The following is a 15447-nucleotide window of genomic DNA, read 5'->3' on the forward strand; positions in this document are numbered from 1 at the left end:
TCAGGCTCTGATGTTTTCAACCTGATGCCCCAGCCGATACTGATTATTGCCACTGCGCTTGGCCTCATACATCGCCAGATCGGCAATGTGCAGCAAGCGATCCATCGCCGTCGCATGGTCCGGAAACACCGCCACGCCAAGGCTGGTGCCGATGTGGCGCTGGTCGTTGCCGATGCTGATCGGGGGCGACAGTTCGATGAAAATTTTCTGGCAGATGCTGCGGGCTTCGTCCTGCAAACTCAGGCTCGGTGCCAGGCCTTGCAGGATCACCACGAACTCATCACCGCCAATGCGCGCGACGGTGTCGGTGGCACGCAGGATGCGTTTCAGCCGCGTGGCCATGGTGATCAGCACCCGGTCGCCGGCGGCATGGCCGTAACGGTCGTTGATGGTTTTGAAGCCGTTGAGGTCGACGAACACCAGTGCGACACGAGTCTCGGTCTGCCACGCGTGATCCAGCGCTTCCGACAAGCGTTGTTCCAGCACCAGGCGATTGGCCAGGCCAGTCAGCGGATCGAAGTGGGCGAGATGTTGCAGGTAGCTGGCCGATGCTTTTTCTTCGGTAATGTCGCGCACCACGCCCATCATTTTCACCACCGCGTCGTGGTCGTTGCGCACCACGTTGCCGGTTTCCCGTAACCAACGAATGGTGCCGTCGGGCCAGACCACGCGGTATTCCTCGTCGTGGTTTTCGCCAGTCTCCAGGCAACGCAGTTCGCCTTCGCGCACCTTGGTGCGGTCGTCCGGATGGACACAGGAACAGAACAGCGCATAGGACGGGGTGATCTCGCCGATCTTGAACCCGAACATGCCGTAAATCGCATCCGACCAGTACAGCCGATCCGTGTCGACTTCCCAGTCCCACGTACCGATGCGCGCAAAGTACTGGCTGCGCTTGAAACGCTCGACGTCGCCATCCTTCTGAGTGCTCCGGCCATCGACGGTCCGTGTCAGCAGATCCCGGTATTGCGCAAGCTGCCTGCGCAAACCGCGTTCGCGCCACAACAGCAGAGCGATGATGGCGAGCAAGATCGCGCCCATGGCAAGGCTGATCCAGAACAGAGTCATTCGGGCGCTGCCAGCATGGCGGGTCGATCCGTGGGGTAGTGGCGGTTGGCTATGTTAATGCTTCAATACTCAGTTCCGATACCACGTTGATCTGCGCTGGCAGGTTGCCAATCACCGGCATTTCTGGGAAAACGGCGGCCAGCCGAACAATAGAGTGAATGTTATGAATGATGAACTGCAGGTAATCGATCTTCAGGTCGGCGAAGGCAAAGCCGCCGTCAAAGGCGCGCTGATCACCACCCAATACACCGGCTGGCTGGAAGACGGCAGCGAGTTCGATTCTTCCTACAGCCGTGGCAAACCTTTCCAGTGCGTGATTGGCACCGGGCGGGTGATCAAGGGCTGGGATCAGGGCTTGATGGGGATGCAGGTGGGGGGCAAGCGAAAATTGTTGGTGCCGGCGCATCTGGGGTATGGCGAGCGGACGATGGGCAAGATTCCGCCGGGTTCGAATCTGGTGTTTGAGATTGAGTTGTTGGAAGTGCTGACGCGGGAGGATTGAGGTGGGGGGCGGGAGCTGGATCGGATGAAGCTCGTAACTTCATCCGAATGTAGCCAGGGATGATCAGGTGAATACGTCGATATCGTCGAGCGTGTCTTCAATGATCCCTTGTAGCGAAGGGTGCATTCGCTTCACTGATTCGAGTGCCGCAAAAACTGTTTCAGTATCCAGCTCGCCATGTCGGCGAGCGATGTGCCCGAGTGCATTAGCCGCAGCGGCCACAATTGCTTCGGTTTTGCTGGCCAGGTATTTCAGGCAGATGTCCTGAGCCCAGTTTCTGTCGGTTTCATTCAGGCCAATGGATACGAGTGCGGCGATTACGTTTGCATCCGTGTCGCTGCCAAGGAGTCTTATGGCCTCGTCATGGCTTATGGATGGATCTTGATAGATGAGGCTCACTTTGTATCTCCCAGGATTCTGCCTTTGCTGTCTACTTTTTTAGCCTTGATCAGTGCATTTTTCATGTCTTGATGAAGTTTATCCCATGGCCTAACGTGGCCGTGATAGACCTCTCCACCTGTTCGATCAAAAACAACAAGCTCGTTTGTCTCTGGATCAATTCCGATTCTGCGTGGTGATGTAGGTTTGACCTGAACTGAGGTTTCTAACGCTTCTTGACCATTGGTCGGTCCTTTACTTTTGATGGATGTATCCGTTTTGCCGTGATAACTGGCTGCGTCGAACTCAAGCGCCAAAACTATATAAAGGGGGCTAATTCCTGAGCTTGCAGGAAAAACCAAGATGAAATCGCGGTAATCAGGCGGGTAAACCGGATTAACGATGATCTTGTCTGCTTGCTCAGTCGGCGGGTAAATCCAGATCTGAGGTACTCGTGGCGTGCTTTCCAGCGGTGGAATTACCGTTGTCTTGGTGGGGTCTACGGCGGGTGTCCAGATCAATTTTGCGCCATTACCGAAATCTGCGACTTGATGGGTGCCTTGCTTCACGAACCGTACGACAGGAATCATCTCCCAATCGCTGCGCGTCTGGGTGTTGTACCCATATCCTTTCAAGGTGCCGTCGGCCTGTTGTTCTAAACGCAATCGGATACGAGTGCGACCTTTCTCAAGCGATTTAAGTTGTTCTTCTGTGTATAGCGAGCTGTCGCCCAAACTCGAAGGCCAAAGCAGAGCAACCATGCCGAGCAATGCACCAGCGACAACACCTCCCGTCACTGCACTTGCACCACTCACTGCACTTGCGCCTGGGCTTGCAGTGGTAGTCGTAGCTAATAAAAGCGTTCCTGCCGCAGCGGGAAAATTACGGCCTCCTACTTTTTTCAGCGGGATGTTGCCAGCAGTGTCTCGTTCGCGGCCGCCCAACAAAGACAACTCTCCAAAATCAGCCAACTTCTCGACCGGAATAAATCCGGTACTACTGACATGGTTGATTACACCATCCGGAAGTTGGCAGCTTTTAGCGAACACGCAACCTTTTGCATCGGGCATAGGCTGTTGTGGCTGTTTGATTAGGCTATTTTCGTAGGCTTGCTGTCTGGCAAGCATGTCGTCATAGGCGGTTTGTCTAGCTTCCCGCTCTGCCAACTCGCTGTCGGTCATGTAGCGGCTAGTGATGTGGTGTCCGTCACCGGCCGGTGGATTTTGAACCCGAGGTCTGTCTGTCTTACGCACCATGAGCGTCCTTGTTCTTTCGTCAGAAAACGATGCGGACGCTAAATGAATGGGCGTTTGATGGATGTAGGACGGGTCTGAAATTGCGACAGTTGTTACAAGTGTAAAAAATCAGGATTGGTACATCGGCAGGTACGCCAACTCGCGTGAAGAGAACTTGTCGATTCTGCCATTGAGCACATCGTTGAGTCGCGGCTGAGTAATGCCCAAGCGTTTGGCAGCTTCTTTTTGAGGCAGCTTCCAAGCTCGAATGGTCTCGCAGAGCGTGCGCATTTGTTTGGCCCGCAGGCGCATATTGGCGGCGTCCTGTGGGGAATCTTCCAGTGCATCCCAGACACAAGAGAAGCTTTGGAATTGGGGGTGATGTTCCTTCATGGTTTGAGCCTTCCTGGGTTTCGGCTTTCAGATACTCGTCAGCTGAAAGAACGCTTTCGCGAGCAGGCTCGCTCCCACATTGGAACGGCGGTGTACTCGAATGCCGTGAGTAACCGCGAAAACCTGTGGGAGCGAGCCTGCTCGCGAAGAACGATCACGCGGTCAATCAGGCTGCGTGTGCCATCTCGGCCAGTGTGTCGGCCACGGTTTTTTGCAGTGAGGGGAACCGGCGGGTCACGCGGCGCAGTGCGGGTAGCACGGCGTCGATTTCCAGTTCATCGAGTTGGGGAAGGACGGTGACGGCGGAGGCGACGATGGTTTCGCGTTCGCTTTCGAAGAGCACCAGGCAGGCGTTCTGTGCCCAGCGTCCGTCGCGTTCGTTGAAGCCCATGGCTACCAGTGCCGCGACGACTTGTGCATCTGTTTTGATGGACATGTTTATTGCCTCAGTGCGGGTTCGATTTTGTCGAGGGCGCGGTTGACCGCGAGTTCGCCGAGCATGACCACTTGCTGGATGCCGAGCACGGTGTTGCGGTAGGGCGAGTCGAGCAGGGCGGCGAAGTCGCTGAGCATGACGCTGGCCGAAGCCATGGATTCGCAGGCGTGGGCCATGAGGTCTTCGGCGCCGGTGTTGGGGTCGACGAGGAACATGGTGCTGGGTCTGCGCGGTGGTGAAGGCGGTGTGGGTTTCAGGTAGTGATCGAGGGCGCGTTCGGCGGCTTCGTGGAGTTTTCTGGAGCCCGGGGTGGAATAGGGGGACGTTGGATTCGGATCGATTTCCGCGTCTGTTTCAGGTGGATTCGGCGTTACTTTGAACATGGTGTAGGTTTCCAAATTGATGCCGACACCACCTCGCGACTAAACGAAAAGGTGGCAGCTGTACGCAGGTTAGTCGACCGGTAAACCCACCAAAACCGGCGCACCCGAAGGCGCCCTGCGCACAGCTACCATTGAGTGAGGTATCGAAATACCTACTGTCTGGAACGTTGTGCAGTTTAAGTAGATTACCGAGCGACTAAACCCGATCACTGAACATTCAGTGACGCGAACCAAGTTACCGGTAGCCCTCAAGCCGCACAAGCCGGCGGATTCTGGCGTAGTTGTAGGCAAAGGCGCAAGGCGCTGTAGCCTTGTGGCTGATGTCTAAATGATGCTGCGTTTGACTGGACGCCTTCGCGAGCAAGCTCGCTCCCACATTTGAAATGCGTACCCCTGTGGGAGCGAGCTTGCTCGCGAAGGCGCCTTCAAAATCACCTCAGGATTCAACCCTCACACCCCGCCCAAACCGCTCCCTATACACCGACGGCGGCACCCCCACCACCCCACGAAACGCCACACGAAAACTCTCCACCGACCGATAACCGCAACGCTCGGCGATCTGCTCGGTATTGTCCGGCGTGCTCTCCAGCAACTCCCGCGCCCGCGCCAACCGTTCGTGCTGCAACCACGCCTTGGGCGACTGCCCACTGGCCTCGGTAAAACGCCGCAGAAACGTACGCTCACTCATCGCCGCTTCACTGGCCAGATCACGCACTTCCAGCGGTTCATGCAAACGCTCGCGCGCCCATTGCATCACCCGCGACAGATCGTTGCGCGGCGTCGGGCTGACCGGGGTCGGAATGAACTGTGCCTGACCGCCAGTACGTTGCGGCGACATCACCAGACGCCGCGCCACCGAGTTGGCGACTTGCGTGCCGAAGTCCCGCGCCACCAAATGCAGGCAGGCGTCGATTCCGGCAGCGCTGCCGGCTGAGGTGATCAACTGACCGGAATCGACGTAAAGCACATCGGCATCGACGGCAATCGCCGGGAAGCGCTGCGCCAGTTCCGCCGTGTAACGCCAATGGGTGGTGGCGCCGTGGCCGTCGAGCAAACCGGTGGCCGCCAGCACAAATACACCGGAGCAGATCGACAGCAATCGCGCGCCCCGGGCATGGGCCTGACACAGCGCGTCGATCAATGCTGGAGGCACCGCTGCGTTACGGTCGCGCCAGCCGGGAATGATGATGGTGCGCGCCTCGGCCAACAATTCCAGACCGCCATCGGCCAGCACCTGAATCCCGCCCAAGGCACGCATCGGGCCTTTATCGACCGCCGCAATGGCGTGGGTGTACCACGGGAAATCGAACTCCGGCCGGGTCAGGCCGAAGACCTCAACGGCGATGCCGAACTCGAATGTGCAGAGGCCGTCGTAGGCCAGAATCGCGACCAGACCTGGTGATGTCGGCATTTGGCGGAAAATTCCCGGTGAGTGTCTTGTGCGCCACTGTAGCCGCAAGCGGCCGCTCGATAAAGTCTGCTCACACCCGTTCAGACAAAGGAGCAACACCCATGACCAGCCTCGTTCGCGACATCCCTGCAGCACCGTCGGCAATCGCGCTGATGCACTTCAGCAATCGTCTGACCTTCGAAACCGATTGTTCCGACGTCTTCAGTAGCCAGGAGGCTGGCGAGATCGATTTTGTTCTGGTCGATGTCCGTGGGCCGCTGGCCTTTGAGCGCGGGCATGTACCGGGGGCGATCAATATTCCGAACCGGTTGCTGACGGCGGCAGAACTGGCCAGCTACCCGAAAACCACGCTGTTCGTGGTCTATTGCGCCGGCCCGCACTGCAACGGCGCGAACAAAGCGGCGGTGAAACTGGCGGCGCTGGGTTATCCGGTCAAGGAGATGATCGGCGGCGTGACCGGATGGCTCGATGAAGGTTTTCAACTGAGCCTGACGCCTGCGGCCAAATCCGCAATCGGCTGCGAATGCTGATCCCCTTGTAGGAGCTGCCGAAGGCTGCGATCTCTTGATTGTGATGGTTAAAAAAACAGATCAAAAGATCGCAGCCTGCGGCAGCTCCTACAGAAAAATCAGCGATTTTCTGCGCTGAAAACACGCTTGTCCTACAGCCTTTGCACCACGACGGCGCACCCCTTGACCCCGGTCAATCGGTGCGCCGATTTTTCATAAGTATTTGTCGCTTAAACACAATTTACCCTGTGCGCGCCGCCATAGACTGCCGGCCACTTCGGTTTTTGTGGCCAATTGGCCATGACCGAACGCTGAATCGAAAGCTGCCAATAAAAGCCTCCGCACACAGGAGTTATAAATGAAGAAGCTAGTGATGTTCGGTGCCCTGGCACTGTCGATGTTGTCCCTGACCGCTGTGGCCGAAGACGCCAAGCCGATCCGCATCGGTATCGAAGCCGGTTACCCGCCATTCTCGATGAAAACCCCTGACGGCAAACTGACCGGTTTCGACGTTGATATCGGCGATGCGCTGTGCGCGCAGATGAAAGTCAAATGCACCTGGGTCGAGCAGGAATTCGATGGCCTGATCCCGGCGCTGAAAGTGAAGAAGATCGACGCGATTCTGTCGTCGATGACCATCACCGATGATCGCAAGAAGAACGTCGATTTCACCATCAAGTACTACCACACCCCGGCGCGCTTCGTGATGAAGGAAGGCTCCGGTGTCAAAGACCCGCTGACCGAGCTCAAGGGCAAGAAAGTCGGTGTGCTGCGTGCCAGTACCCACGACCGTTACGCCACCGAAGTGCTGGTGCCGGCCGGGATCGACCTGGTGCGTTACGGCTCGCAGCAGGAAGCCAACCTCGACATGGTTTCCGGGCGTATCGACGCGATGCTGGCCGATTCGGTCAACCTGAGTGACGGTTTCCTGAAAACCGACGCCGGTAAAGGTTTTGAATTCGTTGGCCCGACTTACGAAGACGCCAAGTACTTCGGCGGCGGCGCCGGCATTGCGGTGCGCAAGGGCGATACCGCGCTGGCCGAGCAATTCAATAAGGCCATCACCGAAATCCGCGCCAATGGCGAGTACAAGAAAGTCCAGGACAAGTACTTCGACTTTGACGTGTACGGCCATTAATACGCCGTAGAAAAAAGTGGCCCCGTTTGCGCGGTGGCCACTTTTTTTATGCTTTCTTTCTACTGATGGAGATCCCTGTGGAAGCGAGCTTGCTCGCGAATGCGGTTTAACATTCAACATCTTTATTGACTGTCAAATGGCATTCGCGAGCAAGCTCGCTCCCACAGGGATCTCATTGATCCAGATCTACCAGACTGCAGGAGTCTTCCCATGCAACGCATCGACCATGTTCTGCCCTGGAGCCACTTGGGCAGCGAGCGCTCGCTCAGTGTGTTCCGCTACGGCGCGGGCACCCGCAAGGTGTACATCCAGGCCAGCCTGCACGCCGATGAACTGCCGGGCATGCGCACCGCGTGGGAACTCAAGCAACGCCTCAATGAGCTGGAACAGCAAGGCCGTTTGCAGGGCGTGATCGAACTGGTGCCGGTGGCCAACCCGATCGGCCTCGATCAACACGTGCAAGGTGCGCACATGGGCCGCTTCGAACTGGGCAGCGGCAAGAATTTCAACCGCGCCTTCGTCGAACTCAGCGCACCGGTCGGGGCGTTGATCGGTGAGCGTCTGGGCGCTGATGCCGAGGCCAACGTTGCGCTGATCCGCCAAACCATGGGCCAAGTGTTCGATGACCTGCCGGCGCCGGCCTCGCAACTGGAAGCCTTGCATCGACTGTTGCTGCGCCATGCCTGCGATGCCGACATCACCCTCGATCTGCATTGCGATTTCGACGCGGCGATTCATTTGTACGCGCTGCCGCAGCACTGGCCACAGTGGCAATCATTGGCGGCACGTCTGAAGGCCGGCGTGGCGCTGCTGTGTGAAGATTCCGGCGGCAGCTCGTTCGATGAATCCTGCTCGACACCGTGGTTGCGTCTGGCGCGGGCGTTCCCCAACGCCGCGATTCCTGCGGCGAATCTGGCGACCACGCTGGAACTGGGCAGCATGGGCGACACCCGGGTCGATCAGGCGCAGGCCAATTGTGAGGCGATTCTCGGCTTTCTTGCCGAGCAGGGTTTTATCAGCGGCGAATGGCCGGCGGCGCCGGGCGAGTGCTGTGAAGGTCTGCCGTTCGAGGGCACCGAATACCTGTTCGCGCCGCACCATGGTGTGGTGAGTTTTCTGCGCAATGCCGGCGAGTGGGTGGAGAAGGGTGATGCGTTGTTCGAGGTGGTCGATCCGTTGCAGGATCGCGTGACTACCGTGCGTGCCGGCACCAGTGGCGTGTTGTTTGCGCTGGATCGCGGGCGTTATACCGAGCCGGGGATCTGGCAGGCGAAAGTGGCGGGGCGGGTGGCGTTTCGGACGGGTAAGTTGACGAACGACTGACGGATCCTTGTAGGATTCAACGGCCCTTTCGCGAGCAAGCTCGCTCCCACAGGGGAGTGCATTTCCAATGTGGGAGCGAGCTTGCTCGCGAAGGGGCCATCAGCAGCACCCAACATGTTGATCCTCGCCGCAGGATGTTAGGCTCCCCCCGAACCCGACACTCTGTGAAGGAAGGCTCTATGTTGAAGGTCTTTGCTCTGTTGACCCTGCTGGCGTCCAGCGCTGTGCAGGCGCAAACCACGCTGCAATCCGATCTGCCGCTCAAGTACATCGAACAGGTGCACGCCGACGCTGAGGCGCGTCCGCTGGTGATTTTCCTGCACGGCTACGGCAGTAACGAAGCCGATCTGATCGGCATGAAATTTCAGCTGCCGGCGCAATACAACTACCTGTCGGTGCAAGCACCGTTGTCGCTCGGTGAAGGACGTTTCCAGTGGTTTCGCAAGAAAGGCGAAGGTGCCTACAACGGCGAGACCGATGATCTGAAGGTCAGTGGCCAGAAACTGCGCGACTTTATCGCGCAAGCAGCGAAGAAATATCACACCACCCCGGACAAGGTGTATCTGATCGGCTTCAGCCAGGGCGCGATGATGACCTACGAGGTGGGGCTGCGGCCGCCAGTCGCCGTCGGCGGGATCGCCGCGCTGAGCGGGCGTTTATTGCCGGTGTTGAAGGCTGAACTCAAGGCCGAACAGCAGCCACTGCCGCTGAGCATCTTCATCGGCCACGGCACGGCCGATGATCGCGTGCCGTATAAAAACGGCACCGAGGCCAACACGCAACTACAGAAACTCGGTTACAAGCCGCAGTTCCATGCCTATCCCGGCGTCGGCCACAGTATCAGTGCGGCCGAGCTGCGTGACTTGAACGGCTGGTTGCAGCAGCTCAATCCTTGAGGATGGTTTTCACCAGCGCATCGTGACCTTTCTTGTCGCTGGCGCGGGAAATCACCTGCACCAGCGCCATCTTCGTGCCGGAGCCGGCCATCAGCGTGGTGTTGAGGGTCTGGCCGCCGCCCTGGGTCGCGGTGCTGTCGACCTGACGCAGGCCAAGGCCGGTGCCTTTTTGGGTCAGGCTCTTTTCGCTGAGTTTGTTGAAGTCCGGCAGCGCTTTGCGTTGGTCTTCAATGAAACTCGCCACGCTGCCGTCGAGGAACTGGCCGTCGTTGTCCTTGACGTGCTGGCCTTCGGGAATCTTGTTTTCGGCGGTAATGACCACGGTTTTTGTGGCCTCGTTGGTGTACATCGTGCCCGTGGTCCCGCTCGGGCTGGTCGGCAGCGGATCGGCGACGAAACCTTTTGGCAGTACAAAAGTGAATTTGCCCTCGAGCATCGAGACTTTCTCGGTGCCGGTATTTTTCTTGGCCGCTTGCGCGTGGAGGGCGCCGAAACCGGCGAGGGCCGCCACCAGCAGGACGACGGTTTTTTTGCTCAACAATGACATGTGAATCTCCGGTGGATGGTCGCGCGAGGCGGGCGATCATCCCACGGAGAGGGCCGGGCGTTCCAGCGTGAATCGTCTGAGCGGTTACTGCGCCTGCGCTTTCGCCAGCGGACGGGCCAGCAGGCGTTTGGTCACACCAAGCATGGCCACCGACACTGCAACGCCGACGGCAAAACCGCTCAGGCCCATGCTTGGCAAGGTCAGCGCCGAGACCAGACAAAACGCCGAAAACGAATACATGCCGGTCGCCGTCGCCCGTAATAGTGCGGCGGTAAACGCCGGGCCGCGCGTCTGTTGCGAGAACACCGCCATCACACTGCCGAGCACCGGGAACACCGCGAGCAAACCGCTCCAGCGCTCGCCGACGGTGCTGGCGAGCATCGTCACCACCAGGGTCAACGCGGCGCCGGCGATCATCCGCCAGATCAGTTTGTCCGACTTCGGCGCCGGGCCGCTGAGCACCGGTTGCACCGTGGGAAACAGGTACGGCGATGCCAGCAACGCAATCGCCGCCGCTGCCACGGAAAACGGCAGCGACGCCGGGATCAGCGACAACACCCCCGCGATGATGGCCCACACCGACAGCGACGCCGTCAGCGCCAATGGCCAGTTCGCCCGTTGCGCGACCTGCGCATAGGTGATGCAGAACGCAATCATCGCGAACATCGCCGACAACGCCGCCACCGCCGACTGCGCGGCAAAGCCCGGACCCTGCTCGACGGCGAGGAAAAACAGAATCGGCCCGACCACCACCGGCAATCCCGACAGCCACCCGGCCACGCTCGGCCCCCAACGTTTGCCCGCCAGGGAAATCAGCAGCAGAAAACCGGGAATCAGCAGCAGTTTGAGGATCAGCACGCAGGAGTCTCCATCCGTTGAAGGTGCGCCACGTTAGCATTGTCGTTAGGCGATTGCTGCCTATGTGCGCAGTTTTTGTATACAAAGTGCCGACGACGATACCCGGCTATGCTCTGATTATCAGGGCTTGCCGGAGTCGATACCGCGATGAACAGAACACCGAAGGTGTTGCGGGGGTGCTGCGGCATTGGCTTATGGGCGCTGTTGCTGACGCCAACCTGGGCCAATTGGCAGGACGCGGTGCCCGGCGCGCAAATCATCGGCACCGGCGATTTCAGCGTGTTCGGTTTTGATGTCTACAACGCGCGCCTGTGGAGTGCCGCGCGACCCTTGGTCGACGGTCAGCCGTTTGCGCTGGAGCTGATCTACCGCCGCAACATTTCCCGCGACGACCTGGTCAAGGCCAGCGTCGATGAAATCAAACGCCTCGCAGGCAGCAGCGTCAGCCCGGCGCAATTGGCCGGCTGGCAAATCCAGATGCAGCAATCGTTCGTCGATGTGCAGGCCGGCATGCGGATTACCGGCGTGTATCTGCCGGGGCAGGGCGCGCGTTTTTTTGTCGGCCAGCAGTTGCAGCATGAGATCGATGACCCGCTGTTTGCCCGGGCGTTTTTTGATATCTGGCTGGATCCGCGCACACGCAGTCCCGAGTTGCGCGAGCAGTTGTTGGGGGTGAGTCGATAAGAGCAAAAGATCGTCCGATCGCGGCCCGAGCCTTCGGCAGCTCCTACAGGAGAGTGCATTCCAATGTAGGAGCTGCCGAAGGCTGCGATCTTTTGCGCTTCAAGGCTGTGGCGGAAACCTCTAAGCTGCGTCTTTCGACTTGTTTCTGGATGTGTGCGTGAAATTCAGTTTGCCCAAAATCGCCACCGCGCCGTTTTGCCCGCCGGAAGTGGCTGGCAGTGTTGTGGTTGATCCCAACGCCTCGTTCTTCAAACGCGTGCTGCGTTTCGCCGGTCCCGGTTTGCTGGTGTCGATCGGCTACATGGATCCGGGCAACTGGGCTACCGCTATCGAGGCCGGTTCACGCTTTGGTTACAGCCTGTTATTTGTGGTGTTGCTGGCGAGTCTGGCGGGCATGGTCGTGCAATGCCTGTGCTCGCGACTGGGCATTGCCACCGGGCGCGATTTGGCGCAATTGTCCCGCGAGCGCTACAGCACGCCGACTGCACGGCTGCAGTGGGTGCTGGCGGAAATCTCGATCATCGCCACGGACCTCGCTGAAGTACTTGGTTGTGCGCTGGCGTTTCACTTGTTGCTCGGTTGTTCGCTGACCTTCGGTATCGCCCTTACCGCGTTCGACACCTTGCTGGTGCTGGCCCTGCAAAATCGCGGTTTCCGCAGGCTTGAGGCGATCATGCTGGTGTTGGTCGCGACCATTGGCGTGTGTTTCTTCGTTGAACTGTTGCTGATCAAACCCTACTGGCCCGACGTCGCCCAGGGTTTCAAACCGTCGCTGGCGGCGATTGGCGAGGCGGCGCCGTTGTACCTGGCCATCGGTATTCTCGGCGCAACGGTGATGCCGCATAACCTCTATCTGCACACCTCGATCGTGCAGACGCGGATGATCGGCAAGGACCTGGCGAGCAAGCAGGACGCGGTGAAACTGGCGCGCATCGACACCATCGGTTCGCTGGCGCTGGCGTTGCTGGTCAACGCGGCAATCCTGATCCTCGCGGCGGCGGCGTTTCACCAGTCCGGACACACCGACGTGGTGGACATTCAGGACGCCTACCACTTGCTCGACCCACTGGTCGGTGGTGCGCTGGCCAGTGTGTTGTTCGGCGTGGCGCTGCTGGCGTCGGGGCAGAGTTCGACCTTCACCGGCACCATTGCCGGCCAAGTGATCATGGAGGGATACCTGAACCTGCGGATTCCGTGCTGGCAGCGACGCTTGATCACTCGCGGACTGGCGCTGATTCCGGCGTTTATCGGCGTGTGGCTGATGGGCGATAACGCGATCGGCAAGTTGCTGGTGCTGAGTCAGGTGGTGTTGAGTCTGCAGTTGCCGTTTGCCCTGTACCCCTTGATCCGCATGACTAATGACAAGCAACTCATGGGACCGTTTGTGAACCGTTGGCCAACCCGGGTACTGGCTTGGGGTTTGTTTGTGGTGATCAGCGGCGCTAACAGCTGGTTGATTTTGCAGTGGGCGGTTTGAGCCATATTTTGCAGTGACTGGGCTGGCCTCTTCGCGAGCAAGCTCGCTCCCACAGGGGTATTGGGTGTGCACAATGTTGTGACCACCCGATAACTCATGTGGGAGCGAGCTTGCTCGCGAAGACGGACTGTCAGGCGCCCGAGTCGCTGAACACAGGAATGCGCCCATTGAGCGAGGGCCGGTAGTGCCAGTTCAGGCAATTCAGATCGATGCCCTTTGCGAGTATTTCCCTCACTGTCGCCCCGGCAATACTCATCGCCAACGCTTGCCCCGGACACTGATGCCGACCACTGCCGAAACTGAAACTGCGGCGGTTGGCGCGCTGTGGCAGAAACTCGTCCGGCCGTTCGTTGAGCGCCGGATCACGATTGGCCGAGGCCAACAGCAGCAGAATCACATCGCCGGTTTCGACACGTACTCCAGCAATCTCACAGGACGCTGCGACAAAGCGTCGGGTGTTCTGCACGGGCGGGTCGAGGCGCTGCACTTCGCTGAGCAGTGCGTCGATGGATTCGCCGCGCAACGCCGGCTGACGACGTAACGCCAACAGCGTGTTGCCGATCAGCCCGGCGCAGGCTTCGAACGTCTGCGAACAGAGGCCGATCAGGTTGGCGATCAGGATTTCCTCATCGCCGACAAAGCGCTGCTGGATCGCGCTGAGGAAGTCGCTGGCGGGTTCGGCGAGCAGTTCGATGAAGTAGCCGCGCAGGTGTTCGGCCGCCGCATCCGCTGCGGCCAATTGCAGGTCATCGCTCAACGGCGACAGACAGGCGACGAAGTTCGCCGTCAGCTCGCTGACTGCCCGCGCCTGCGCCGGGGGGAATCCCAAAAGCGCCGCGACCACGCACACCGGGCCACGGAACATGGCTTTGTATAGGCCGTCGGTATCCGCTGTGATCAGCCGTGCGGCGACCAAAGTGTTAACGACATCAGGGGTGAGGGAGGCCAACTGAGGCTCAATCGCAGAACGCGGGCAGCGCTGGCGTTCACCGTCATTCATCCGCATAAGTTGGCCGAAGACCTTGCCGGCCATGCCTTTTGCAATCGCTTTGGGTACGGGCTCCTGCGCCGGGCGCACCCGGCAATCGGTGTGGGCCAACACCGCACACACCGCACGGGCGCTGCTGGCGACCCACAGTTTCAACTCCGGATGAAACGTCAGGCCACCTGCTGCGCGCAGTTCGGCGTAGTAGGGATAAGGATCGACATGCGTTGCGGCGCTGATCGGGTTCATGGTTTGCGTCCTTGTCGGCGGGGAAAGTGTTGCTACTATCTCCACTGCGCAACGACGATGATTCGTCCGGGAGCGAACTATGCACGCAGAACATCAAGACATCGGCGTTTCCCAAGTGGCCGCCGCCATCGCTGAACCGGCGCGAACGAAAATCCTCTGTTCGCTGATGGACGGCCACGCCCGCACCAGCACGGAGCTTGCGACGATCGCTGAAGTCAGCGCCTCGACCGCCAGTGTGCACTTGGCGAAACTCAAGGACCTGGCCCTGGTGCGCCTGCATGTGCAGGGCCGCCATCGCTATTACAGCCTCGCCGATCAGCGCGTAGCGCAAGCGCTGGAAGCGTTGATGGTGATTGGCCAGAACGCGGCGCCGACGTTCAAGGCGCATACGCCGGATCGTCTGCAATTCGCGCGCACTTGCTACGACCACATGGCCGGGACGCTGGCGGTGTTGCTGCATGACCGTTTGATCGCAGCCGGTTGGCTGGTGGCAACCGACGAGCAGGCGTATCGCTTGACCGGCAGTGGCGAGGCGTTGTTTATCGGTTTGGGAATAGAAGTGCAGGACTTGACGACCCTGCGCCGCAAGTTTGCCTGCCCGTGCCTGGACTGGAGCATGCGCCGGCCGCATCTCGGTGGCTCGCTGGGCGCGGCGTTGTTGCAGACCGCGCTGAAGCGCAAGTGGGTGACGCAGGATCTGGACAGTCGAGCGTTGGCGTTGACGGCAGCGGGGCGCAAGGAGATCAGCGCGCGGTTTGGCGTTGAGTTGCCGGTCGACGGGCAGATCAAAAGATCGCAGCCTGCGGCAGCTCCTACAGGAATCGCGTACACCCGATAAATCTCGAACCTACCCAATCCTTGTAGGAGCTGCCGAAGGCTGCGATCTTTTGATCTATGCATTGCGCCGACGAGGGGTCATTGCCGATCTTGTGTACGCGCGCCTGACTCTATACTGTATATGCAAACAGTATAGAG

18 protein-coding genes are annotated in these 15447 nt (G+C 59.3%); 8 read left to right on the top strand and 10 right to left on the bottom strand.

The features are described 5' to 3' along the window. Entirely contained in the window at positions 1-1068 is a 1068-nt protein-coding gene (locus FGA82_RS11320; RefSeq protein ID WP_141127151.1) for a sensor domain-containing diguanylate cyclase, read from the bottom strand. 163 nt (positions 1069-1231) lie between these two features. Here FGA82_RS11320 and FGA82_RS11325 point away from each other — a divergent pair, with 163 nt between their 5' ends. Next, positions 1232-1570 (top strand): FKBP-type peptidyl-prolyl cis-trans isomerase, encoded by a 339-nt coding sequence (locus tag FGA82_RS11325; RefSeq protein ID WP_095113634.1) that lies wholly within the window; start codon positions 1232-1234, stop codon positions 1568-1570. Positions 1571-1633: 63 nt separating this feature from the next. On the opposite strand, the gene FGA82_RS11330 is transcribed toward FGA82_RS11325, so the two are convergent. The 6 genes from FGA82_RS11330 to ftrA all read right to left on the bottom strand — a co-directional run bounded on the left by FGA82_RS11330 (position 1634) and on the right by ftrA (position 5806). After that, entirely contained in the window at positions 1634-1969 is a 336-nt protein-coding gene (locus tag FGA82_RS11330) for a hypothetical protein (RefSeq protein WP_141127152.1), read from the bottom strand. Beyond that, positions 1966-3204, bottom strand: coding sequence for an S-type pyocin domain-containing protein (locus FGA82_RS11335; protein WP_141127153.1), 1239 nt, complete (start codon positions 3202-3204; stop codon positions 1966-1968). The genes FGA82_RS11330 and FGA82_RS11335 overlap by 4 nt, the downstream gene beginning before the upstream one ends. A gap of 108 nt (positions 3205-3312) precedes the next feature. Further along, a complete protein-coding gene (locus FGA82_RS11340) occupies positions 3313-3576 on the bottom strand; it encodes a helix-turn-helix domain-containing protein (protein WP_141127154.1) in 264 nt (87 codons plus the stop codon). Positions 3577-3742: 166 nt separating this feature from the next. Continuing rightward, positions 3743-4012 (bottom strand): hypothetical protein, encoded by a 270-nt coding sequence (locus FGA82_RS11345; protein WP_016984248.1) that lies wholly within the window; start codon positions 4010-4012, stop codon positions 3743-3745. Positions 4013-4014: 2 nt separating this feature from the next. Continuing rightward, positions 4015-4395 carry a DUF6124 family protein gene (locus tag FGA82_RS11350; RefSeq protein ID WP_141127155.1) on the bottom strand — a complete coding sequence of 127 codons (381 nt, stop codon included), beginning with the start codon at positions 4393-4395 and terminating at the stop codon, positions 4015-4017. A gap of 436 nt (positions 4396-4831) precedes the next feature. Next, on the bottom strand, positions 4832-5806 hold the full coding sequence (gene ftrA, locus FGA82_RS11355) for a transcriptional regulator FtrA (protein ID WP_141127156.1): 975 nt from the start codon (positions 5804-5806) through the stop codon (positions 4832-4834). Between the two features lie 101 nt (positions 5807-5907). Here ftrA and FGA82_RS11360 point away from each other — a divergent pair, with 101 nt between their 5' ends. The 4 genes from FGA82_RS11360 to FGA82_RS11375 all read left to right on the top strand — a co-directional run bounded on the left by FGA82_RS11360 (position 5908) and on the right by FGA82_RS11375 (position 9672). Continuing rightward, a complete protein-coding gene (locus FGA82_RS11360; RefSeq protein WP_034156143.1) occupies positions 5908-6336 on the top strand; it encodes a rhodanese-like domain-containing protein in 429 nt (142 codons plus the stop codon). A gap of 337 nt (positions 6337-6673) precedes the next feature. Further along, positions 6674-7453 (top strand): ABC transporter substrate-binding protein, encoded by a 780-nt coding sequence (locus FGA82_RS11365; RefSeq protein ID WP_016775210.1) that lies wholly within the window; start codon positions 6674-6676, stop codon positions 7451-7453. 210 nt (positions 7454-7663) lie between these two features. Continuing rightward, the gene (locus FGA82_RS11370) at positions 7664-8776 is read left to right on the top strand and encodes a succinylglutamate desuccinylase/aspartoacylase family protein (protein ID WP_141127157.1); all 1113 of its coding nucleotides are present in this window, start codon (positions 7664-7666) and stop codon (positions 8774-8776) included. A gap of 179 nt (positions 8777-8955) precedes the next feature. Continuing rightward, positions 8956-9672 carry an alpha/beta hydrolase gene (locus FGA82_RS11375; RefSeq protein WP_141127158.1) on the top strand — a complete coding sequence of 239 codons (717 nt, stop codon included), beginning with the start codon at positions 8956-8958 and terminating at the stop codon, positions 9670-9672. Here the strand turns inward: FGA82_RS11375 and FGA82_RS11380 are convergent. Next, a complete protein-coding gene (locus FGA82_RS11380) occupies positions 9662-10219 on the bottom strand; it encodes a hypothetical protein (RefSeq protein WP_077573487.1) in 558 nt (185 codons plus the stop codon). The genes FGA82_RS11375 and FGA82_RS11380 overlap by 11 nt on opposite strands. 84 nt (positions 10220-10303) lie before the next feature. Then, the gene (locus FGA82_RS11385) at positions 10304-11077 is read right to left on the bottom strand and encodes a hypothetical protein (RefSeq protein ID WP_141127159.1); all 774 of its coding nucleotides are present in this window, start codon (positions 11075-11077) and stop codon (positions 10304-10306) included. Between the two features lie 147 nt (positions 11078-11224). On the opposite strand from FGA82_RS11385, the gene FGA82_RS11390 reads away from it, so the two are divergent. Together FGA82_RS11390 and FGA82_RS11395 are read left to right on the top strand one after the other, a co-directional pair. Further along, entirely contained in the window at positions 11225-11761 is a 537-nt protein-coding gene (locus FGA82_RS11390) for a chalcone isomerase family protein (protein WP_141127160.1), read from the top strand. A gap of 223 nt (positions 11762-11984) precedes the next feature. After that, entirely contained in the window at positions 11985-13238 is a 1254-nt protein-coding gene (locus FGA82_RS11395) for an Nramp family divalent metal transporter (RefSeq protein WP_432767142.1), read from the top strand. A 130-nt stretch (positions 13239-13368) separates the two neighbouring features. On the opposite strand, the gene FGA82_RS11400 is transcribed toward FGA82_RS11395, so the two are convergent. Further along, the gene (locus FGA82_RS11400) at positions 13369-14472 is read right to left on the bottom strand and encodes a cytochrome P450 (protein WP_141127162.1); all 1104 of its coding nucleotides are present in this window, start codon (positions 14470-14472) and stop codon (positions 13369-13371) included. Between the two features lie 79 nt (positions 14473-14551). Here FGA82_RS11400 and FGA82_RS11405 point away from each other — a divergent pair, with 79 nt between their 5' ends. Further along, positions 14552-15310, top strand: coding sequence for an ArsR/SmtB family transcription factor (locus FGA82_RS11405; RefSeq protein ID WP_141127163.1), 759 nt, complete (start codon positions 14552-14554; stop codon positions 15308-15310). Positions 15311-15447 lie beyond the last annotated feature (137 nt).

The organism is Pseudomonas fluorescens (assembly GCF_005938625.1).
In the GTDB taxonomy this organism is placed as follows: Bacteria; Pseudomonadota; Gammaproteobacteria; order Pseudomonadales; family Pseudomonadaceae; genus Aquipseudomonas; species Aquipseudomonas fluorescens_BD.